Raw genomic sequence first — 21,940 nt, 5'->3', positions numbered from 1 at the left:
GGACTCAGAATTTGAAGGTTTTGACGAGTGTCAGCTCGCCGATGCTGCGCAACGGGACGACGAATTCCTCGCGCCGCTCCCTTGCCGTGTTCTCGTGGAAGACGAGCGTGATGCGCGTCGTGATGATGGGCCGCTGGCGCGTCGACTCGTCGAAGTGATAGCCGTCGCTGCCGAAATTGCCCCAGTAGTTGATCCACACCTGGTACAGGCCGCGCTGCGGCGCCGTCATCATGAAGTTCTCCGGACCCGGACCGTCCACCGTGTCGACATCCAGGCCACCGCCATTGGTCAGCACGGGATGGCCGAAGTAGGCGTGCTGACCGTCCGGTGTGACGATGTGCAGGTCGACCTCGGCCTGGTTGTCGTCCCAGGCCGCGATCACCTGGATCATCGCCTGCGGCCGCGCCGTGTTCGTCTCGTAGAACTGGATGCGCTTGAGCGACTTGCCGTCCGGCGCGCGCACCTCCACGCTGTTCGAGCCCGCGCCGAACGAATAGGCGCGCGCATAGCGGCCGTCTTCGCCCGAGTACAGCGGCGTAGGGTTGCCATTGACGACCAGCTTGTGGAACGGCCGCTGCTTGCTGGCCTGGCGCAGCTGCCCCTCGATCATGCGGCGGTTCGACTGCGTGCCGCGATCGATCAGCGCATACGGGTAATTGACGGCCAGCTCCTGCGAGCGGTCCGTCAAGCCAGCGCGATTCCAGCCGCCCTGGGGTGACACGACAGCGCGGTCCTGCGCCGGTGCGGGCCAGGCGGCCAGCGCCAGCAACACGGTGACGAACGTGCGACAAGCTCTCATAACGTCTCCAGGTCGATATCGACGAGCCGGCGCGCCAGCCGCTCGACGTACTGCTCGTCCTGGCCGCGCGGGTGTTGCCGCAGGCCGATGTGCAGGTATTCGTGCGCCAGCGTGATGCGGTCCTCGCGCGTCGCCAGCGGACGCATGAAGATGCGGTTGCGCGATTGCTCGGAGTACGGCATGCCGCTGGCCAGCTCGCAGACGATGGGCAGAGCCGGCGGCGCTTCGTAGCCGGCTTCCCGCACCAGTTGCCGGCGCCAGCGCGGCAGCGCCGCCGCCAGCCAGGCTTCGTTGCGCGCCAGCCGCTTGCAGCGCGTGCCGCTGTTGCCGGCGACCGCCAGCGAACCGGCCGGGTAAGCCGCCGCCAGCAGTTCGTCGAAGCGCTTGCCCTGGCGCGCCTGCGCGACAGCCTGCGACCACACCAGCGTGTCGGCGGCCGCGGTGTCCCGGTGGTAGCGGACCGTGACGCCATCGACCACCAGCTGGTCGGTCCAGCGCGCCAGGGCCAGCGCTTCGGGTGTCGCAGGGTTCGGGCTGACGCGCTGGCGCGCGCTGCTGTCGGCGATCTGCTGGCAGCCGGCCACCAGCCGGGCGTTCTGCTGCAGGTAGCTGCGCGCGGCGACAGCCAGCGCCTTGGCCGCCTCGGGGTCCCGGGTGCTGCCCTCGCGGTCGATTACGCGCGCGACGTATTCGTTGACGCCGAGTCGCCCGCGCACCCGCGGCCGCTCGTCGCTGCCCCGCTCCACCTGCAGCTCGCCATTGCTGCGCAACGCCAGGCTGTTGCCGTTTTCGAAGGTAACGACGTAGCGCCCGTTCAGCGCACCGGCGCTGACGTCGCCATCGGCGCCGCGCACGCTGCGCACCGGGTAGCGGGCAAAGTAGTCGACCATTACGCAGCCGCTGTCTTCCGGTCGGGCCGGCGGCAACGCCGCCGCCAGGCGTGGCGCCCACTGGCGCAGGATGCTCGCACTGGCGCCCTCGCCGGCGAACCAGACCGGCGTACCGTCGGCCAGCCAGCCTGCGGCGCCACCCAGCCGATGCCGGGCCGCGCCATCGCCTTCATGCCAGGAAAACGTCTTGACGCGCAATTGGCTGCCGAACCAGCGCACGGTATCGGCACCGCGCCCATCCAGCACCACGCGCAGCAACGCGCTTTCGGCCTCGGCGCGACTGGCCGGCGCCACGCTGGCCAGCGCGCGCAGCAGGCTGTCCAGGCGTACCTCGCGGCCGGGTTCCAGCCGGGCCGGATCGGCCAGCCAGGCAAACTGCCCGGCCGGCGCGGTCCCCAGCCGTTTCGTCCAGTAGTCGCGCCAGGCCGGCACGGTCAGCATCAGCCGGCGCGGCGCGAAGAACAGGCCGCACGACTGCGCCAGCGCGGCATCGCGCTCGATCGTCTGGCCGGCGTCGCAGCAATACACTTCCTCCGGGTCGCGCCCGGTGCAGCGGTAGTCCGGCAGTGGCGTGCGCGTGTCGGCCGCATAGACGTAGACGAACAGCTTCCACAGGCTGCCCAGCGGCACGGCGCGACCGCCGTCGAATGGCCGCGGCGCCGGCCCGCCATCGCGCAGCTGCACCACGCGCGTGGCACCGTCCTGGCGCCACGCGACGTCCAGCGTCGCCGCCGAGGCCTGGGCCGCCAGCGCGGCCAGCGCCAGCGCGGCATGGACGATGCCGCGGCGTGGCATCACTCCACCTTCAGCGTGCGCATGCTCTTGCCGCCGCCCTCGAAGCCCTTCTGGTCCGGCTGATAGGCGCGATAGTAGCGTGCCGGCGGCAGCACGTAGCTGCCCTTCTGCGCGAACCGCACCAGGTGGCGCACGGTGACTTCGCCGTCGAGCGGGTCGACCGGCACGGCATAGCCGTCGCGACGCTCGACATGGCGCGCCCGCTCCAGCGGCACCGGCGTCGCGCCGGCCATGTTCATGCCCCAGGTGGTCGGCTCGACGGTGGCGCCAGGCGGCAACGCCACTTCCACCAGGCCATAGCGATGACGGGCACCGGCGGCCGGCTTCAGGCGAATCTCGTCCAGATACAGCTCGTCGCTGCGCAGCGCTGCGCCCGCCTTGACCAGTTCCGTCTTGTAGCCGTCGCTGCCGCGCACCATGCGCAGGATGCGGCGTTCCACCGTGACGGCCAGGGTGCTGCTTTCGGCGGCACGGCTGTCATACTGGACAATGGCGGTGGTGCCGGCCGGGATCGCGCCGGCCACCCGCAGCATTGCCGGTGCCGCTTTCACGTCCGTCCAGCGCCAGCCCGGCTGGCCGGTACCGCTGTCGATCTTCTGCCACGGGCCTTCCAGCGCGACGGCAGGCGCCTTGCCGAATGCCGGTCCGCCCAGCTTCTTCTGCACCCACAACAAGGTCAGCGCACGGTCGAACGTCGGCGCTTCCGCCTTGACCGCACCCAGCACCGCTTCCGCCTGCGTTGCCGGCAGCTCGCCGGCCAGCATCAGCAGCGCCTGCGCCACTGGCGCCGGGGTCGCGCGCAACGTGGTCCACGCCGCCGCCACCTGCTCCTGCAGCGCCGGCGGCAGCGGCACGCCGTTTTGCCCAGCGACCAGCGCCAGCAGGCCGACGCCCATCGATTGCGTCACGCGATCGTCGGCTGCGCCCAGCAGCAGGCTGGCGCCGGGCCCTTGCGGACGGGCCTTGTCGGCCAATACCGTCGCGGCGCTGTCGCCGACCAGGCCTTCGACCAGCGTCTTCGTCGCCAGGCCCATCTGCTGGGCCATCCACAAGGTCAGCGCGCGCCGGCTCAGGCTGTCCTTCAGGCCTGTCTCGGCATACACGGCCAGCAGGTTGTCCCAGTGCTCCGCCGGCAGTTCGATCTGCAGCGCGCGTGCCGCGTACCAGTCGGCGTAATACGCATAAGCCGTCATCAGCGCATCGCCCTGCGTGGCGTTGCCCCACCAGCCGAACGTCGCCTTCGGTCCGGCCATCGATACCAGGCGCAGGCGGCTCGACTGCAGGCGCGTCAGCAGGCGCTCGCGCAGGCCGGCCGCGTCCGCGCCCAGGCTTTGCGTGGCCAGCGTCAGCGGAATGATCTGGCTGGCGGTCTGCTCGACCCCGCCGAACGGGTACTCGATCAGGTCGTCCGCGATGCGCGAGAATTGCCCGGCGGCGCCCTGCACGAACGACACGCGCACATTGCGCGCATCCGGCGGCAGCTTCAACGCCGTCTCCGCACCCGCCAGCGCCAGTGCCTGCGAGCGCGGGCTGTTCCAGGTCGCCGGCTGCACCTGCACTGCCGTATCGACGGCGTCAACCAGCTTGCCGTTCTGTTTCACCTCCAGGCGCAGCGCACCGGCGCTGCCCGCCAGCGGGAACGACACGTAATTGACGCCCGGGTTGGCGTCCAGCTTTTCCGTCCTGGCGATCCCGGCACCGGCCAGCGTGACCTCGAGCGCCTGCTTGCTGCCGCTCTGGTTAAACACCGCCACCGTGGCGCGCGGGGCGTCGCCCGCGCGCATCCAGTCCGGCGCCGTCCACTTGGCATAGAACGCCTTGTCAGAGCGCAGGTAACCCGTTCTCTGGCCCACGCGGCCTTGCGCGTCCATCGCGCGCCCCGTGATGCGCCAGCGCGTCAGCGCGTCCGGCATCGTAAATGTCACGCGCGCGTGGCCGCTGGCATCGGTCTTCAGCGACGGTGCCCAGAACGCCGTATCGACGTTGTCGCGGCGCGGCCGCTCCAGCACCTTGACGCCGCGCTCGTTGTAGTTGTGCCGCGCCGGTACGCCGCTGGTGCGACCCTGCGCCATGTCGTAGCTGATGAAGGACAGGCTGGCCGTCGTGCGCACGTTGTTGCGGCGCGGGTGATAGAAGAACTCGGCGATGTCCGGTGCGATCTCCGGCTGCAGCACGTAGATCATCTCGTCCACCACACCCAGCGCCACCAGGGTCGAGACGGGCTTGCCCTCCAGCGTGGCCGTCACGTCCAGCGTGACCTTGTCGCCCGGCTGGTAGACCTCCTTGTCGGCCTTGAACTGCAGCGCAATGCGCGGCTCGATGACCTGCAGGCCCGCGTTCTCGAACACGAATTCGCCGTTGCGCGTGGTGGCCACGGAAACCGTCATGTTGGGGCCATGCTCCTCGGTGACCGGAATGCGCACGCGCCACTGGTTCGGCGCCACGCGGACCGCCTTGAACCAGCCGGCGCCGCCCTTCAGCAGGCCGTACTGCTCGACCTTGTCGCGCTCCAGCGTGACGAGCGCCTCGTCGGCCGGCTGCGAGAACGTGACCAGTGCCTCGGCCGTCTCGCCCGCGCGGTAGCGCGCCTTGTCCAGCACGATCTCGATGCTGCCCGGCGTCGTCTTGACGCCGGCACCGGCGACCCAGTGGCTGGCCGCGGCCAGCAGGTTGCCGCGCTCGTCGCGCAGGCTCAGTTGATAGGAACCGGAGGTCGGAAACACCACGTCCCAGCCCTTGGCGGCCGGGTTGAACGCGCCTGACGTTTTGGTCTGCTGCTCCAGCTGCACCATCTCCCAGCGTACGGGGCGCGCCGCGGCCTTGCCGTCGGCCACCAGGTCGAAGTGCACCGTGTGGCCCGGATCGGAGAACTGGCGTGCGGCCTTGAGCTGGTAGCTGCTGGCCGAGCGGGCGATCAGCAGCTCGCGCGTGGTTTTCACGCGGTAGGCCGCGCCGTCGGTGGCCAGCACCGTCAGGATGTAGCGCGAGGGCTCGGCGGCCGGCGGCAGCGAGAAGTCCACATTGCCCTTGCTGTCGGTTTTCAGTTCGACCGTCTTCAGCTCGACGGGGAACAAGCCGCTGTAGCGCAGCTCTCCTTCCACCATCGTGTTCTGCTGGCTGCGCAGCGAGAGCGTCAGCGCCGCGTCCTTGACCGGCTTGCCGTCCGCATAGCGCAGCGCGATCGTGCCGGTGACGTTCTCGCCGGTCTTGAACTCGGGCTGCTTGGGCTGCACGTTGATCTCGAAGTGCGGCTTGATGTACTCGGCCACGCGGAACGCGGCGCCGTAGGTGTCGCCCTGGTACGTAAAGCGCAGCTCGTAGCCACCGGCGCCGGCCTGCTCGGGCAGGCGGAAGCGCGTTTCGGTACCGTTTTCCGGCGACAGCTGCAAGGTCTGCGTCAAGAGCGGCGTGCCGTTCGGGTCGAGGACCGTCAGGGCGACCGGCGCCTGCGCCGCGGCAGCCGACACGCGGGCGGATTTGAAATCGCGCGCCAGGAACTTGACGGCGACTTCGTCGCCCGGGCGGTACAGCGGCCGGTCCGTCACGGCATAGATCTTGGTGTTGTAGATCTCGCTGTCATAGTAAAAATTCTCGGACACGAACACGCCGCCGCTGCGATCCTCGCCCAGCACGTAGGTGTGCTCCGGACTGCCGCGCTCCAGCGTGGCGACACCGTCCGCGCCGGTGGCGCCGGATTGCAGCACGCCGGTGCCGTCGGTCCAGACCACGTTGGTACCGGCGACGGTGGCGCCGTTGTCGCGCCGTGCCGTCCACACCAGCATCTGGCCGGACGATACCTTGGTAACGGCGATCGTGTCCGAGACGAAGACCAGCGTGGTGGCGCGGTGTTCGCCGATGATGGCTTCGACCAGGTACAGGCCGGGCTTGCGCTTGCCGATCGGGATCATCACGTTGCCGGCGCCGGTCGGAATGAATTCGCTGCTCGAGCCGTCCAGCTGCACGCCCTTCGGCGGCGCGATCGGCTTGGCCTTCCAGATCGGGTAGCGGAAGCTGTCCACCATGTCGAAGCCCTTGAGCGGCTTGTATTGCGGGTGGTTGGCGAACACCACGGGGCGGCGGATCGCTTCGCTGGTGGCCAGGCGTGGCTGCTCGCCCGTGACGGCGCGGCGCGCCTCCGGAGAGAAGAGGCGGCGCCAGGCCAGGCGCGACTGCTTCCACCAGCTGTCCCACAGGAAGCGCAGGGTGTTGGCCAGGCCTTCGCCTTGGTAATTGCCCACGACCTGCACGCGGTGCAGGTTACGCTGCTTTTTCAGGAACTCGAGCGGCTCGGGCACGCGATAGACGACGATGTCCGCGCCCGAATACGCCTCCAGGTTCATGCGGCCCATGTCGCGGCCCGGCACTTCCAGCCGCACACGCGCCTCTTCGCCGCTGCCGAACCCCGTGTCGGCCAGCAGGAAGAACGGCTCGCCCTTGAACGGCGTATAGCTGCCGACGGCCGCCTCGGCCTCCTGCGCCATCGCGGCGGAGGTGGGCAGCAAAGCGGCCAACAGCGCGGCCAGCGCCGCCACCATGCACAGCGTCAGGACAGAAAGGAAAGCCGGAACACGCCGGCGAAGTTGGGATTGTTGACCGCTGGTTGCCACCGCGTGTCCTTCCAGTTCGTGAGTTGATCGATATCGACGGTCCGCAGACCGTTGTCTTCCGGGGTGACAGTGCCGGTGTGGTAGGCGATGCGCGCACCCATCCAGACCATCAGGTGTTGTTCGTCGCCCTGGTCGAAGAACAGCAGGTCGCCGGGCAGCGCCTGGCTGATCTCGCGCGCGACGAAGCGGCTGTTGTTCTGCACCAGTGCCAGCGCCGTGACGAAGTGGCCGACCTGGCCATCCGATTGCACCCAGCGGTTGCGCAGCGCGGCCTGCGCCGGCGTCAGGTTCAGTTCCGGCGGCAACCGGCGGTCGGTCGCGATGCCGTTCGCGCGTAGCCACTTCGCATCGTGCACGGCCAGCGCCTCGTTGACGGCAAAACGCACCAGGCCCGCGCAGTCGCGATGATGCCAGCGTGGCGTGGGGCCCTGCTCGACCTGGGCGCTGATGATGCGCAGCATCCAGGCCTGGAACGCGCGCGTCTGCGCCTGCGACAGGCGCACCTGCTCCGTCAGCGGGGCTTTCAGCGCCAGCGCGGCCGGTGCGGCCGCAACGCCGGCACCTGCCGCCAGCCAGCGCAGCAGCGTGCGGCGTCCGTTCACTGTCCGATGACCTGCCATTCGAGCGGCTCCCAGGCGGTACCGGACTTCGGCAGCTGCTTCAGCACCAGGCGGTACGGTGGATATTTCTTCAGCGCGTTCAGGCGCGGCACCAGGTGCGCGTCGGCCGCGCCGCGCAGCATCGGCTCCTGCTTTGCCGGCAGCGTATTGAAGGTCTCGCGCTGGATCAGCTGGGCCAGCGATGCTGGCGCGATCACGCCCACGGTGCGCGCCGCATCCGGCAGGCGGTCGGCGGTGGCGGCGGCCTGCTTGCATTTCACCGCCAGCACCTGGTCCACCAGTTTCGGGTCGGCGGAAAAGACGACGAGGTTGCCCGACAGCGCCAGCGTCGGCATGGCCGCACCCTGTGCGGTATCGACCGGCTGTTGCCAGCGCAGCGCGCCGCCCAGCGTGGCGGGCTTGGCCACGGGCTGCTTGCCGCCGACGGCCGCCGTAAACAGATTGCCGAAGGCCGCATCGGGCGCATTGGCGCGGGTGGCAACGAAGACCGGCGTGTGCAGGCGCGAGCCGCCATACCAGCAAGCGGCCGCCGGACCCTGCATCTGGCCGGCCAAGGCGTCGGCACCGTCCGCGCCCAGCGCTTTCAATACCGGCTCGGTCGCGGCCCAGTCCACCGGCACCGTGAAGCAGGCGCTCGGGTTGAGCGGCAGCGCGGCCCACAGGCCCCGGCTGTCATAGCCGCCTTTGCCCAGCTTGGCGCCATCGATCAGCGCCTGCGAGCGCCACGTGCCCTTGCTGAAATCGAAGCGCACGGCCTGCAGCGCGCTGAAGAACGGCTGGTAGCCGAAGGCCAGCACGTCCGCCTTGACGGCCACGGTATGGCCGGTCGCCGCCTGTTCGGGCAGCTGGAACTGTTTATGGAATTGATGGCGCTGCGCGGTGTCCTTGCCCAGCAGGCCGATGACGGTCTTTTCCGCCGTGCTGTCGATGTCGCTGCCGTCCTTGCCGTGATATAGCATGCCCGGGTGCGACAGGATCACCAGGCGCTCGCCGTGCGCGGCCAGCAGCAAGGTGCGCCGCTGGGCATAGTCCAGCGCGAACACGTCCACCTTGTCGCCGTCGACCTTGATGGTGCCGGCGATGCGCATCTGGCTGTCCTTCAGCGCCACCTTGCCCGCCTCCTCGAGCAGGCGGGTCAGCTTGCCGCGCGAGACGGCGATGGCATAGTGCTGCAGCGAGCCGTCGGCATCGCGCCAGACGGCGACGTCGGCCGGCTCGTCGAGCACCATGCGGATCAGCTGGTCGCCCCAACCCAGTTCATGTTCGTACGCGATGCGGCGCAGGCTGCCCTTCAGGCCCAGGCGGTCTTCGTTCTGCTCGTAGTAGAACAGCAGGTCTTCGCGCAGCACGTCGCGCGCCAGCGGGATGGTCAGCAGGTCGCGCGGCAACGTCGACAGGCTTTGCGTGACGATCAACGCATCGGGTGCCGACAGGTCCAGGTGGAGATCGTGCACCGAGCCGCGCATATGGCCCCAGCCGAAAGTGCGATAGCTGATGACGGCTGCGGCGACGAGCGCGAGGCCCGCCGCCGCCTTGCCCAGCGTTTTCTTGTTCATGAGGTGCCCGGAGGATGACTTATCTTTTAAACCATTAGCAATTTTATCACACAATAATTGCTAATTAGAATTAGATAATACCGTCGGCACCGCTGGCCGCCTCGCTCAGCGCTGGCTTGGCACGAACTCCTGCATGACGGCCTTGCGCAACAGCGCGGGCGGCACCAGGCCCTGCGCCAGCACGAAATCGTTGAAGGCCTGGCGGTTGAACTTGCGCCGCAGCGCCACCTCGGCGGCCTGGCGGGTTTCCATCAGCCGCTGGTAGCCGTAGAAGTACGACGTGGCCTGGCCGGGCGAGCGGAACGTGTAGCGCTGCATCTCCTGCGTGGCCATGCCTTCGGACAGGCCCACTTCGTCCATCAGGAAGCTCTTGACGCCTTCGGGCGTGATCTCGCCCAGGTTGACCATCGGGTCCAGGAAGGCGCGCGCGGCCCGCTGCAGGCGTGCCTGCAAGGCAAACAGCTGGCCGTCCAGCGGCTCGTACGGCTGCATCTCGGCCTCCGCGTACAGCGCCCAGCCTTCCACGTTGACGCTGTTGAAGGCAAACACGGCGCGCGCCGTCGACACGCCCGCCTCCAGCATCTTCGCGAACTGCAGTTCGTGGCCGGGGCGCGCCTCGTGCGCCGTCAGGGTCCAGCTGCCCGCCTGGTGGGTGAAGTCGTCGAACACGAGGGCCTTGCCGCTGGCATCCGGCGGCATGCCGGTGGTCAGCACGAACTCGCCGTATTCGCCCGTGTTGCCGATCAGGCGCGGGGCGCTCATGTGGGGCGCCGGCTGCTGCGCGTTTTCGGCCGGCGTGGCCAGCCTGATCACCGCCTTGCGCGACGGCAGCGAGACGATGCCCTGCTGGCGCACCGCGGCCTCGATCTGCGCCAGCCGTTCGGCATACAGCGGCATCACCTTGTCGACCGGGATCTGCTGCTTCTTCAGTTCCTTCATGACAGCGCGGTAATCAGCATCCGGCAGGTTGCGTTCCTTGGCGATCAGGCCGGCCGTGATGTTCATCTGGTTGCGGATCTCGGCAAACGAGGTCAAGGCCTTGGCGATCAGTTCCTGCGGCGCGATGTCGACGCCGAACTGGCGCAGGTTGTCCGCGTAGACTTCCGGCGGCAGGCGGTGGTCCGGGCGCGCACGCGGCAGCAGTTGCGTGCGCACATAGTCGTCGTGGGCCGCAAGCTGCTTTTCGAGCGCGGCGAAGGCAGGCTCCCAGCCTTTCACGTCGCTCTTGGCCAGCAGCTCGCGCATGCCCTTGACCAGCGTCGGGCTGTCGTTCAGGGCCTGCTCCACTTCGCCTTTGTAGGGGCCGAGCAGCTGCCGGTTCGCCTTCAGTCGTTCGTGCAGGCGCTCCTCGGCCAGCAGCGTGACCGGCCGATAGCCCTTCGCCAGGCCGGCATATTTCTCCAGCCGCGCCACGATCTTCTGCTGGCGCTCTTTTGGAATGCGCGGATCGAGCGTCTGGCGCACCACGCCGAACAGCAGCTGCGTCACGTCCATGTAAGGCAGCAGGTATTTGCGATTGACCGCGGCCGTGCGCAACTGGTCCTGTGCCGTCTTGATCAGGATTTCCAGGTCCTGCCGCACTTTCGGGTCCGTTTCGCCTTTCAGGCGTTTCTGTAATTCGGCGATGGCGGCGCGGGTGTCCTTGTTGGTCGACTCGAACTGGTCGCGCGACAGGTCGGTAATCTGTTCGTCGAATCCATCCACACCAAGACTGGTCGCGTTTTCCGGCGAATACTTGGCCACTACATTCAGCAGCAGCCGGGCATTCTCGTTACTCTTCGTGACCCATGCCTGCTCGGCGGCGAGCGCCGGCAGCGCCAGCACGGCCATCGCCACGCTGGCGGCGATACGGCGCAATTTTCCCTTGGTGTACGACATTCGTTTTCCCCACGGTTGGTTTGATAATCCAGCGCGGATTATCTTAGCATTAACCTGGCGGCAGCCCTGCTTGTCGACCACGCGCTCATATTTACTGAACAATAATAGTTGGTTAATATTCCCTGGTTGAGGCGACCAGGAAAACGAGCGGTGAAACTGATCAGAAAAACCAGCCTGTTACGCAGGCAAAAGGACACTGCGGTTCACTGCGAGATCGAATTGTGCGAGGCCGCCGGGGCCCCGGGCCGCTACCTCGTCAACCTGCGCCAGGGCCGCCTGGGCGGCGAATGGCGCGACAGCACGCGCACGCCGCAGCCCGTCGACCTGGCGACTGCGCAAGCCCTGTACCAGCGTGCCATCATCGACCGGCAGGCCCAGGGCTTCGCCGACCCCGCCCACGTGGAAGCCGCGACGCCGACGGTTGCCGCCGCCGCTGCCGCGCCTGCCATCACGGAAGCGGACCGCACGCTGCTGCGCCGGCTGGAGCCAGGCAGCTGGAAGCTGCTCGACCAGCACCAGCGCAACCGCACCATCTGGCGCCTCGGTGAACGCCGACTGCGCGCCGCGGTGCCGGTGCTGGTCGATCAGCTGCAACGGGGCGACGCCATGCAGGACTATTGCATCGCCTGGGCGATCGGCCGTTGCGGCGATCCCGGCGCGGCGATCGCCATGCGCGAGCTGCATGCGCGCGGCACCACCGATGCCGTACGCCGCGTCGCCCTGCTGGCGTGGCTGATGCTGGCGTCGCCCGAGGAACGCGAGCGGCACGCGCACGCGCTGGTCGAGACATGGCCCGAGCCGCTGCGCTCGGCCTGTGAGAATGGTAACGCCGAAGTCCTGCTCGGCCAGGTGGCGGCTGACGGCAGCTGGCTGGAACAGCTCGACCAGGTGGCGCTGGCCCGGCCGGCCGCTCGCACGCTGCTGCTGGCATTGCTGCGCGCGGTGCCGCTGCGAGCCGGCGTGTTCCGCGCCGTGCGGCATCTGTACAAGGCGGCCGAACTGCGCACGGACCCGAAGATGTTCGGGCTGCTGCAGCGCCGCTTCGAGACCACGCCGCACATGCCGGGCTCCTATGTGTGGGCACGAGGGCGCTATCGCCCGTTCGCGGAAGAAGCGGCGCACCCGGACAGCACGGTGGCCTACGGCCACCGCACCCGCGTTTACCTGCTGCTGCGCGGCTGGCGCACGCTGCGCCGGCTGGGCGAGCTGGACGATCCCTCGTATATCTCGATGGCGCTGGGCGTGCTGCTGTCGCTGGACGACCGTGACGCCGCCGCACCGTCACGACGCGGCGCACGCCTGCTGGACCGCTACGCCCATTGGGCCCTGTTCAACCACCTGCTGCGCAGTCACGCCGGGCTGCGCCACAGCCGCACGGGGCTGACCTGGTATCGCACTGTGGAGCACGCGGCCGACGACCTGCGTACCGAAGCGTTCCCGGAACTCTGGGACCGCCATCCCGAGGCCCTGCTGACACTGATGCAGCGCAGCCGCTGCGAAGGCGTGCACGAATTCGCCGCGCGTGCACTGGCCGACAACGCCGCCTTCAGCGCGGCCCTGACGCTGGATCAGCTGCGCGACCTGCTGCGCAGCCCATACCAGGCGACGGCCCGCTTTGCGTTTACCGTCACCCGCGCACGCTTCGAGCCGGAGCCGCCGGATCACGAGTGGCTGGTGGTACTGGCACTGGCGGCGCTGCCGGAAGCGCGCGACTATGCGATGGAGTGGATCGGCCGCGACAGCGCCCGCTATGCGACCGATCCGGTACTGGTGCGCACCATCCTGTGCGCGCCGGATGCGGCCGTGCGCAGGCACGGCTGGATCCTGTGCCAGGCCGCGCTGCGCCTGCCCGGCGTGCCCGATGAAATCGTCCTGCAGATCCTGGACTGGCTGACCCATTGCGACGACAGCGACGATGCCGCGGCCACCGTGCCGGCCGTGGCCGCCGATCTGTTCCACGCTTTGGACAATCCGCTGCACGCGGCCGCCGCCGAGGCACCGTATGACGCGTTGCTGCGCCTCGCCGTCCATCGGCTGGCGGCGGTGCGACTGCTGGCCTGCCGCTGGTTGCTGCTGCACGCGCTGCCGCCGTCCGGTTTGCCCGGCACCACGCTGGCCGGCCTGCTGCGCGACGACGATGTCGAGGTGCGCGGCATGGCGGTACGCCTGTTCGCGGCCTTGCCCGAGCATGTGCTCAAGGCGCAGCTGGACCTGGTGGCGGTCTTCGCCACCAGTGCCGACGGCGTCGTGCGCGCGGCCATCGACGACGTCGTGCGCCGGCTGGCATCGGACACGGACAGCGTGGCCATGCTGCTGCCCACGCTGCTCGACAGCCTGTTCCGCAGCGAGGCGGCGGACGGCGTCCATGACGACATCCTGGGCTGGCTGACCGGTCCACTGAGCGCGGCGCCCGAACTGGCCAGCCCGGACCTGCTGCGCCGGCTGCTGGCGGCACGCGGCCGTGGCGCGCAACGCCTGGGCGCCCTGCTGATCGGTCAGTTCACGCCGGGCCAGTTCGGCGTGCGCGACTGGGCGGCATTCGGCCGCAACCAGAACGCCACGGTACGCCGCTGGGCCTACGGCGCCTTCGCCGCCCATCCCGACCAGGTACGTGCGGACATGGAGGGCGCGCTGCGCCTGTTCGACAGCAAGTTCGACGACACGCGCGAGTTCGCGACGCAGTTCTTTGCCGCCCAGTGCGGACCCGAGGACTGGAGCCCGCTGCTGCTGGTGAACCTGTGCGACCACCCCGACCCGGCGGCCCAGCGCTTCGGCCGCGCGATGATCACGCAGCACTTCGATATCGCCGACGTCACCGAGTTCATGTTCAAGCTGAGCCAACACCCGTCCGCCAACATGCAGCTGTTCGTCAGCACCTGGCTGGAAAGCGCGTGTGGCGGCGATGCGGACAAGCTGCGCCGGCTGGAGCCCTACTTCCTGACCGTGCTGTCGCAGGTCAATCGGGGCCGCGTCGTCAAGCAGCGCGTGCAGCGCTTCCTGCGCGCGCAAGCCATGCTGTCCGAGGAAATCGCGGCGGTGGTCGCGCAGCTGTTCGCACGCCAGGTCGTCACCGTCGCCATCGCCGACAAGGCGCAATACATCGAGGGACTGCGCGACATCCAGCGGCGCTATCCGGCCCTGCCGCCGGCGCTGACGATCGTGCCGCCCGCCATGCGCGAAACCACCGGGGAAGCCGTCCGATGAGATTCAACTACCGCTATTACGGCAGTACCACGGTGGACAACAGCGCGTCGGCCACCGACCTGCGTTTCGCGCCGGACGTGCTGCGTCCGCCCACCCACTTCGTCGCGGAGATCAACCGGCGGCTGCCCTTCCGCGAGGCGATGTCGGCCCTGCACGACGTCGTCGTCGCCGACCAGCGTTACCAGGCCCCGGACAAGACGGCGTATAAAGCCTGGCTGGCGGAAAACGAGGACCGCCTGCTGGCCGACTATATGGCCCGGGCGGCGGATTTGCGAGCCCGCCAGGAACCGCTGATGCAGGAGCTGAAGGACGTACGGACGCGCAAGGGCGCCGTGCTGAAGCCGTTTTTCGCGGCACAACGCAAGTACTTCGATTACCTGTACGAGAACAACCGCGAGCTGTGGTACGTGCTCGATCCCGTCATCACGGTCCATCCGGACCGCATCTTTTTCGAATGTTTCAGCCGCGACGAGTCCAGCTACGCGGCGCTGAGCTGCAGCCACGACGTGTTCGACCGCATCGGCGAATTCGCCTGCGGCACCACCAATATCGATTATTCCGAGGCGTTGTACGGCCAATTCCAGAAGATCCGCGACTACAAGAGTACCCAGCTGGCCATCGACCCAGGCGGCTTCCAGGTCAGCACGGCGGACGATCCAACGTTCGTCGAACAGAAGATCGACGTGCCGGAGACCTGGGTACGCGGCTTCCTGCAGGTGAGCAGCGCGATGAGCCTGCCGGCCCGCACATTCGAGCTGCATCCGATGGACCTGCACAACTTCTGCCTGCGGCTGCGCCGCCGCAAGGAGCGCACCGGACCACGCTCCCTGCGCTTCATCCTGCGGCCGGGCGAACCGGTAAGGGTGATGTTCGAGCCCTGGAACGAGGAGATCGTGTGCCGCCGCTCGCTCTATCCGGGCAATGTCGCGGAAGAGATCCGCATCTGGGGCCGCCGGCGCCTGCTGCTGCTGGAGCGCCTGATCCCGGTGGCGCGCAGCGTGACGGTGCACCTGATGGGCAGCGGGATGCCCAGCTTCTGGATCGCCAACCTGCCAGACATGCAGTTCACGCTCGGCCTCTCCGGCTGGACCGCCAACGACTGGTCGCAGGCCGCGAATTTCGACCTGCTGGCGCCACGCGGCGACGTCGACAACGACAGCAAGGGGCGCGTCTTCGCGGCGCTGGCACGGCGCTGGCTTGCGACGGCCGACCAACTGGCCGCGGACACGGGACTGTCGCGGCTCGTGGTGGAACGGGCGCTGGCGCTGTATACGCAGGCCGGTCGCGTCATCTACGACCTGGCCCAACGCGTCTATCGACTGCGCGAGCTGACACGCGAGCCGCTGCCGCTGGACGAGCTGCGCTTTGCCAGCTCGCTGGAAAGCGAAGCCTGGACCCTGTTCGCGCTGCATGCGATCACGTTGCAACGTCGCGAAGCGCAGGCCGACGGCGGCTTGCGCCTGGCCGGCGTGGCACGCAGCGGCGACAGGAAGTACGACGTCGCCCTGCGCCTCGACGCGGACCTGCGCATCGCCGACGGCAGCTGCCAGTGCAATCACTTCACCCAGAACCGGCTGCGCCAGGGCCCATGCGCGCACATGCTGGCCCTGCGCCTGGCGCAAGGGGACCGACAAGAATCAGGACAGGCAGCATGACCAGGGCATTCACTATGCACCATCACGACTTCCAGGGCGACCCAACGCTTGAGGCGCGCACCGCTCCGCTGCTATACTCGACCGCGCAAGCATGGCGGGATGGCTCTTGCAACCCGGACGGTGGATCGCCGTCCTCGTACTTTGCCCTCCCCATGCGTCACTGGCCCGCTCTTCACTGTGCCGGACCAGCACTGGTAGCGCGAGTCGGTGTGAATTCCCTGAATTACATCAGCGCTACCAGTGCGGTCCGGCGTCGAGTTGAGCGGCCCAGTCCTGCCGGCCCTTCGATGACGGTCCCGCCATGCTTGCATACCGCGTTCGCCTCCCTGCCAGGAGCCCCCCAATGAACGCGCCGTCCCCATCTTCGATGACCCGCCAGGAACTGTACGAACGCCTGCGTACGTCCACGCGCGAGGAAGTCACCCTGAGCGAAATGCAGCGCCTGGGTTTCTGGCCCAAGGACGATCCGGGCCTGGCGGCCGCGGAAGCGCTGATCCAGCGCGAAGCGGAATTGAGCAAGGCGTTGCGCGAGCTGGGCAAGGAACTGCGCGGCACGGAAGACCCGGCGCTGGCGTTGAAGGCGATGCGCCAGGAACGCATGGCCAAGGCACGTGCCCGCCGCGAAGAAACGAAGCAGCGCCGCGCGCGCGAACGGTTCGAGCGCGCCAGCGCCTGGCATCAACGTCACGCCAGCGAAATCCTTTACCTGGGCGAAGCGGTGTCGGCGGGCCTGAACGAGGCGCGCAGCGACGGCGACAAGTTGGCACGTGCCGCCCTGCCGGCCTTGCACGACGCGCGAGCACTGGCACAGGCGATGGGCCTGTCGCTGCAGGAGTTGCGCTTCCTGGCGTTCGACCGCCGCGTGTCACGCATCAGCCACTACCGGCGTTTCGCGATGCCAAAGAAAACCGGTGGCGAACGGATCATCTCGGCGCCGATGCCGCGCCTGAAACGCAGCCAGTACTGGGTGCTGGACAACGTGCTGGCACGCGCGCCCGTCCATCCCGCAGCGCACGGCTTCCTGAAGGGACGCTCGATCGTCAGCAACGCGGCGCCGCACGTGGCTCAGGCGGTCGTGATCAACGTCGACCTGAAGGACTTTTTCCCGTCTATCGACATGCGCCGCATCGCCGGGGTATTCGGTCAGCTGGGCTACAGCAAGCAGGTCGCCACCACCTTGGCCCTGCTGTGCACGGAGGCGACAACGGAGGAAGTGAACGTCGATGGCGAGACCTTCTTTGTCGCGCAGGGCGCGCGCGTGCTGCCACAGGGCGCCCCGACCAGCCCCGCGCTGACGAACATCCTGTGCCGCCGTCTCGACGCCCGGCTGCAGGGCGCGGCCGCCAAGCTGGGATTCACGTACACACGCTATGCCGACGACCTGACATTCTCGGGACCCGAGGCAACGCGCAAGCTGGCTGGCAAGCTGCTGTGGCGCGTGCGTCGGATCGTCGTCGACGAAGGGTTCACGCCGCATCCGGACAAGCAGCACGTGATGGCCGCATCACAGCGGCAGAGCGTGACCGGCATCGTCGTCAACGAAAAGCCGACCATCGAACGTGACACGCTGCGGCGCTTCCGCGCGACGCTGTTCCAGGTGGAGAAGGATGGGCCGGAGGGCAAGCAGTGGAACGGCAACCCGAATGTCCTGGCGGCGCTGGAGGGCTATGCGCAGTTCATCAGGATGGTCGATCCGGACAAGGGCGCGCCGCTGCTGGCGCGCGTGCGCGCTGCGCGGGAGCGCTTCTCCGACACACCGGCCACCGGCGAGCCGCTGCCTGCCCGCCGTGGCGGAAACTTCCGGGCACTGTCGGCACAAGGCGTGGCACCATGGGGCGGCTTCTGGCAGGCCGCGCCACCGGCACCGCCGGTGCTGGAAAAGACGCAGGAGCAGGTAACGCTGGCCAAGAAGGAAGCGCGGCGGTTGGCGTCGGCTGCTCCCGCGACGGAGACGCCGGCAGCCGCAGCGGATTCGGAAACCGCTGTGCCGCAAGACGTACCGCAAATCCAGGTGCCATGGCTTGCCTTGCTGGCGCAGTTGCTCATCGCACTGGCGCTGGCTCTGACGTACCGCACGCCGCTGCCGATTGCCGGCATCCTGCTGCTGTCACGCACTTCCCGACGCGATGGCCGTCCGCACTGGACGCGGTTTATCTGCGCGATGGTGCTCCTGGTGGCGCTGGCGGATGTGCTGCATCGATGGGATTGAGGCTCGCAAGGGTCCGGGGTGAGACTCGGCGGGTCTGACCCCGGCTGTTGTCCGGGCCGTGCGGCCTGCCAGCGGCGGGTCTTGCATGCATTCCGATGGCGCGTAGAAATGAAAAAACCCCCGCCAGATCACTGGACGGGGGTTTTTCTATATAACAGCCTGACGATAACCTACTTTCACACTGGTTGCAGCACTATCATCGGCGCAAAGTCGTTTCACGGTCCTGTTCGGGATGGGAAGGGGTGGGACCGACTTGCTATGGTCATCAGGCATGACTTGTACGTAGCCTCGTTCCCGGTTGGGCAACGCGGCTACTAATCTGGAAGAAGTAAGTTGGGTGTTACTGGTAAAACTCAAACACAGGCAAATGCTCTGTAACCGTCAAGGTTATAGGAACAAGCCGTACGGGCAATTAGTATCAGTTAGCTTAATGCATTACTGCACTTCCACACCTGACCTATCAACGTCCTGGTCTCGAACGACCCTTCAAGGAGCTCAAGGCTCCGGGAAATCTCATCTTAAGGCAAGTTTCCCGCTTAGATGCTTTCAGCGGTTATCTCTTCCGAACTTAGCTACCCGGCAATGCCACTGGCGTGACAACCGGTACACCAGAGGTTCGTCCACTCCGGTCCTCTCGTACTAGGAGCAGCCCCCTTCAAATTTCCAACGCCCACGGCAGATAGGGACCAAACTGTCTCACGACGTTTTAAACCCAGCTCACGTACCACTTTAAATGGCGAACAGCCATACCCTTGGGACCGGCTACAGCCCCAGGATGTGATGAGCCGACATCGAGGTGCCAAACTCCCCCGTCGATATGAACTCTTGGGAGGAATCAGCCTGTTATCCCCAGAGTACCTTTTATCCGTTGAGCGATGGCCCTTCCATACAGAACCACCGGATCACTATGTCCTACTTTCGTACCTGCTCGACTTGTCGGTCTCGCAGTTAAGCACGCTTATGCCATTGCACTATTAGCACGATGTCCGACCGTACCTAGCGTACCTTCGAACTCCTCCGTTACACTTTAGGAGGAGACCGCCCCAGTCAAACTGCCTACCATGCACTGTCCCCGACCCGGATCACGGGCCAAGGTTAGAACCTCAAACAAACCAGGGTGGTATTTCAAGGTTGGCTCCACGAGAACTGGCGTCCCCGCTTCAAAGCCTCCCACCTATCCTACACAGATTGGTTCAAAGTCCAATGCAAAGCTACAGTAAAGGTTCATGGGGTCTTTCCGTCTAGCCGCGGGTAGATTGCATCATCACAAACACTTCAACTTCGCTGAGTCTCGGGAGGAGACAGTGTGGCCATCGTTACGCCATTCGTGCAGGTCGGAACTTACCCGACAAGGAATTTCGCTACCTTAGGACCGTTATAGTTACGGCCGCCGTTTACTGGGACTTCAATCAAGAGCTTGCACCCCATCATTTAATCTTCCAGCACCGGGCAGGCGTCACACCCTATACGTCCACTTTCGTGTTTGCAGAGTGCTGTGTTTTTATTAAACAGTCGCAGCCACCAGTTTATTGCAACCCTTTCACCCTTCCACAGTAAAGTGGTCAAGCTACCGGGGCGTACCTTTTCCCGAAGTTACGGTACCAATTTGCCGAGTTCCTTCTCCCGAGTTCTCTCAAGCGCCTTAGAATACTCATCTCGCCCACCTGTGTCGGTTTGCGGTACGGTCTCGTATGACTGAAGCTTAGAGGCTTTTCTTGGAACCACTTCCGATTGCTTCGCGAACAAGTTCGCTCGTCCCGATCCCTTGGATTACGTACCCGGATTTGCCTAAGTACCTCCTATGAACCAGAAACTGACTATTCCAACAGTCAGACAACCTTCCGCGATCCGTCCCCCCATCGCATCATACGACGGTGCAGGAATATTAACCTGCTTCCCATCAGCTACGCATCTCTGCCTCGCCTTAGGGGCCGACTCACCCTGCTCCGATGAACGTTGAACAGGAAACCTTGGGCTTACGGCGTGCGGGCTTTTCACCCGCATTATCGCTACTCATGTCAGCATTCGCACTTCTGATACCTCCAGCATCCTTTACAAGACACCTTCGCAGGCTTACAGAACGCTCTCCTACCATATCCTTACGGATATCCGCAGCTTCGGTGACTGGCTTAGCCCCGTTACATCTTCCGCGCAGGACGACTCGATCAGTGAGCTATTACGCTTTCTTTAAATGATGGCTGCTTCTAAGCCAACATCCTGACTGTTTTAGCCTTCCCACTTCGTTTTCCACTTAGCCAATCTTTGGGACCTTAGCTGGCGGTCTGGGTTGTTTCCCTCTTGACGCCGGACGTTAGCACCCGACGTCTGTCTCCCAAGCTCGCACTCATCGGTATTCGGAGTTTGCAATGGTTTGGTAAGTCGCGATGACCCCCTAGCCATAACAGTGCTCTACCCCCGATGGTGATACTTGAGGCACTACCTAAATAGTTTTCGGAGAGAACCAGCTATTTCCAAGTTTGTTTAGCCTTTCACCCCTACCCACAGCTCATCCCCTAATTTTTCAACATTAGTGGGTTCGGTCCTCCAGTGCGTGTTACCGCACCTTCAACCTGGCCATGGGTAGATCACTTGGTTTCGGGTCTACACCCAGCAACTAGCGCCCTGTTCGGACTCGATTTCTCTACGGCTCCCCTATCTGGTTAACCTCGCTACTGAATGTAAGTCGCTGACCCATTATACAAAAGGTACGCCGTCACGGAACAAGTCCGCTCCGACTGTTTGTATGCACACGGTTTCAGGATCTATTTCACTCCCCTCCCGGGGTTCTTTTCGCCTTTCCCTCACGGTACTGGTTCACTATCGGTCGATTACGAGTATTTAGCCTTGGAGGATGGTCCCCCCATCTTCAGACAGGATTTCTCGTGTCCCGCCCTACTTGTCGTACGCTTAGTACCACCGGTCTGATTTCGTGTACGGGGCTATCACCCGCTATGGCGCCTATTTCCAGAGGCTTCCACTATCAGTCCGACTATCACGTACAGGCTCTTCCCATTTCGCTCGCCACTACTTTGGGAATCTCGGTTGATTTATTTTCCTGCAGCTACTTAGATGTTTCAGTTCGCCGCGTTCGCTTCACACACCTATGTATTCAGTGAGTGATACTCTAAAAGAGTGGGTTTCCCCATTCGGAAATCTACGGATCAAAGCTCGTTTGTCAGCTCCCCGTAGCTTATCGCAGACTACTACGTCCTTCATCGCCTGTAATCGCCAAGGCATCCGCCATGTGCACTTATTCACTTGTCCCTATAACCTTGACGGCTATCGGTTCAAGCATTTACTACTGTGTTTGATGAGTTTTTGTATGCGTTCTTTCGAACACTACCCTAAGTGTGTGATTTCTCACACGCTTAATAAAACTTTACTTCTTCCAGATTGTTAAAGAGCGAAACAGCAGTAGTCTCTAAAAGACTAAACATAAAAGTGAACTCGTCACGCTTACGTTTAAACTTTTGGTGGAGGATGACGGGATCGAACCGACGACCCCCTGCTTGCAAAGCAGGTGCTCTCCCAGCTGAGCTAATCCCCCTGGGCGCGATACTTGGTGGGTCTGGTTGGGCTCGAACCAACGACCCCCGCGTTATCAACACGGTGCTCTAACCAGCTGAGCTACAGACCCGCGTTCATACTGCGGTGCTACTGTTTCTTCTTCATTCGACAGTCGATAAGTGTGAGCGTTTGATGCACGATCTTGACGATCCGTGCCGAC

At 65.5% G+C, this 21,940-nt stretch carries 9 protein-coding genes, 2 tRNA genes and 2 rRNA genes; 3 read left to right on the top strand and 10 right to left on the bottom strand.

Annotated features, from left to right (window positions below; translation table 11 throughout):
• Positions 1-4: 4 nt before the first annotated feature.
• The 6 genes from E7V67_000105 to E7V67_000080 all read right to left on the bottom strand — a co-directional run bounded on the left by E7V67_000105 (position 5) and on the right by E7V67_000080 (position 11,145).
• A complete protein-coding gene (locus tag E7V67_000105; protein ID WUR13552.1) occupies positions 5-799 on the bottom strand; it encodes a DUF2135 domain-containing protein in 795 nt (264 codons plus the stop codon).
• Positions 796-2,484 carry a DUF2300 domain-containing protein gene (locus E7V67_000100; protein ID WUR16194.1) on the bottom strand — a complete coding sequence of 563 codons (1,689 nt, stop codon included), beginning with the start codon at positions 2,482-2,484 and terminating at the stop codon, positions 796-798. Before E7V67_000100 ends, E7V67_000105 begins: the two co-directional genes overlap by 4 nt.
• Positions 2,484-7,019: an alpha-2-macroglobulin gene (locus tag E7V67_000095; protein ID WUR13551.1), complete on the bottom strand. Its 4,536-nt coding sequence runs from the start codon at positions 7,017-7,019 to the stop codon at positions 2,484-2,486. Before E7V67_000095 ends, E7V67_000100 begins: the two co-directional genes overlap by 1 nt.
• 8 nt (positions 7,020-7,027) lie before the next feature.
• The gene (locus E7V67_000090) at positions 7,028-7,693 is read right to left on the bottom strand and encodes a DUF1175 family protein (protein ID WUR13550.1); all 666 of its coding nucleotides are present in this window, start codon (positions 7,691-7,693) and stop codon (positions 7,028-7,030) included.
• Positions 7,690-9,267, bottom strand: coding sequence for a DUF2138 family protein (locus E7V67_000085; protein WUR13549.1), 1,578 nt, complete (start codon positions 9,265-9,267; stop codon positions 7,690-7,692). The genes E7V67_000090 and E7V67_000085 overlap by 4 nt, the downstream gene beginning before the upstream one ends.
• A 105-nt stretch (positions 9,268-9,372) precedes the next feature.
• Complete coding sequence (locus E7V67_000080; GenBank protein WUR13548.1) at positions 9,373-11,145, bottom strand: DUF885 domain-containing protein; 1,773 nt, start codon at positions 11,143-11,145, stop codon at positions 9,373-9,375.
• Between the two features lie 219 nt (positions 11,146-11,364).
• Here E7V67_000080 and E7V67_000075 point away from each other — a divergent pair, with 219 nt between their 5' ends.
• From E7V67_000075 to E7V67_000065, 3 genes are all read left to right on the top strand, one after another.
• Complete coding sequence (locus E7V67_000075; GenBank protein WUR13547.1) at positions 11,365-14,349, top strand: hypothetical protein; 2,985 nt, start codon at positions 11,365-11,367, stop codon at positions 14,347-14,349.
• Positions 14,346-16,004 (top strand): SWIM zinc finger family protein, encoded by a 1,659-nt coding sequence (locus E7V67_000070; GenBank protein ID WUR13546.1) that lies wholly within the window; start codon positions 14,346-14,348, stop codon positions 16,002-16,004. Before E7V67_000075 ends, E7V67_000070 begins: the two co-directional genes overlap by 4 nt.
• A 343-nt stretch (positions 16,005-16,347) precedes the next feature.
• Positions 16,348-18,213, top strand: coding sequence for a reverse transcriptase family protein (locus tag E7V67_000065; GenBank protein ID WUR13545.1), 1,866 nt, complete (start codon positions 16,348-16,350; stop codon positions 18,211-18,213).
• A gap of 157 nt (positions 18,214-18,370) precedes the next feature.
• Here E7V67_000065 and rrf read toward each other — a convergent pair.
• From rrf to E7V67_000045, 4 genes are all read right to left on the bottom strand, one after another.
• Positions 18,371-18,483: ribosomal RNA gene (gene rrf / locus E7V67_000060) — 5S ribosomal RNA — on the bottom strand.
• Positions 18,484-18,604: 121 nt separating this feature from the next.
• Positions 18,605-21,477: ribosomal RNA gene (locus E7V67_000055) — 23S ribosomal RNA — on the bottom strand.
• Positions 21,478-21,684: 207 nt separating this feature from the next.
• Positions 21,685-21,760 (bottom strand) — tRNA-Ala (locus E7V67_000050).
• A gap of 13 nt (positions 21,761-21,773) precedes the next feature.
• Positions 21,774-21,850 (bottom strand) — tRNA-Ile (locus E7V67_000045).
• Positions 21,851-21,940: the final 90 nt, after the last annotated feature.

The sequence above is a fragment of the [Empedobacter] haloabium genome (genome assembly GCA_008011715.2).
GTDB lineage: Bacteria > Pseudomonadota > Gammaproteobacteria > Burkholderiales > Burkholderiaceae_D > Rugamonas > Rugamonas haloabia.
The sequence above is the reverse complement of the archived record's forward strand: the minus strand, read 5'-3'. Positions and strand labels throughout refer to the sequence as shown.

Excerpts from the sequence above, each read along its gene's own strand:
- E7V67_000105 (WUR13552.1), bottom strand. The coding sequence starts at position 799 with ATGAGAGCTTGTCGCACGTTCGTCACCGTGTTGCTGGCGCTGGCCGCC.
- E7V67_000100 (WUR16194.1), bottom strand. The coding sequence starts at position 2,484 with ATGCCACGCCGCGGCATCGTCCATGCCGCGCTGGCGCTGGCCGCGCTG.
- E7V67_000095 (WUR13551.1), bottom strand. The coding sequence starts at position 7,019 with ATGGTGGCGGCGCTGGCCGCGCTGTTGGCCGCTTTGCTGCCCACCTCC.
- E7V67_000085 (WUR13549.1), bottom strand. The coding sequence starts at position 9,267 with ATGAACAAGAAAACGCTGGGCAAGGCGGCGGCGGGCCTCGCGCTCGTC.
- E7V67_000080 (WUR13548.1), bottom strand. The coding sequence starts at position 11,145 with ATGTCGTACACCAAGGGAAAATTGCGCCGTATCGCCGCCAGCGTGGCG.
- E7V67_000070 (WUR13546.1), top strand. The coding sequence starts at position 14,346 with ATGAGATTCAACTACCGCTATTACGGCAGTACCACGGTGGACAACAGC.
- E7V67_000065 (WUR13545.1), top strand. The coding sequence starts at position 16,348 with ATGAACGCGCCGTCCCCATCTTCGATGACCCGCCAGGAACTGTACGAA.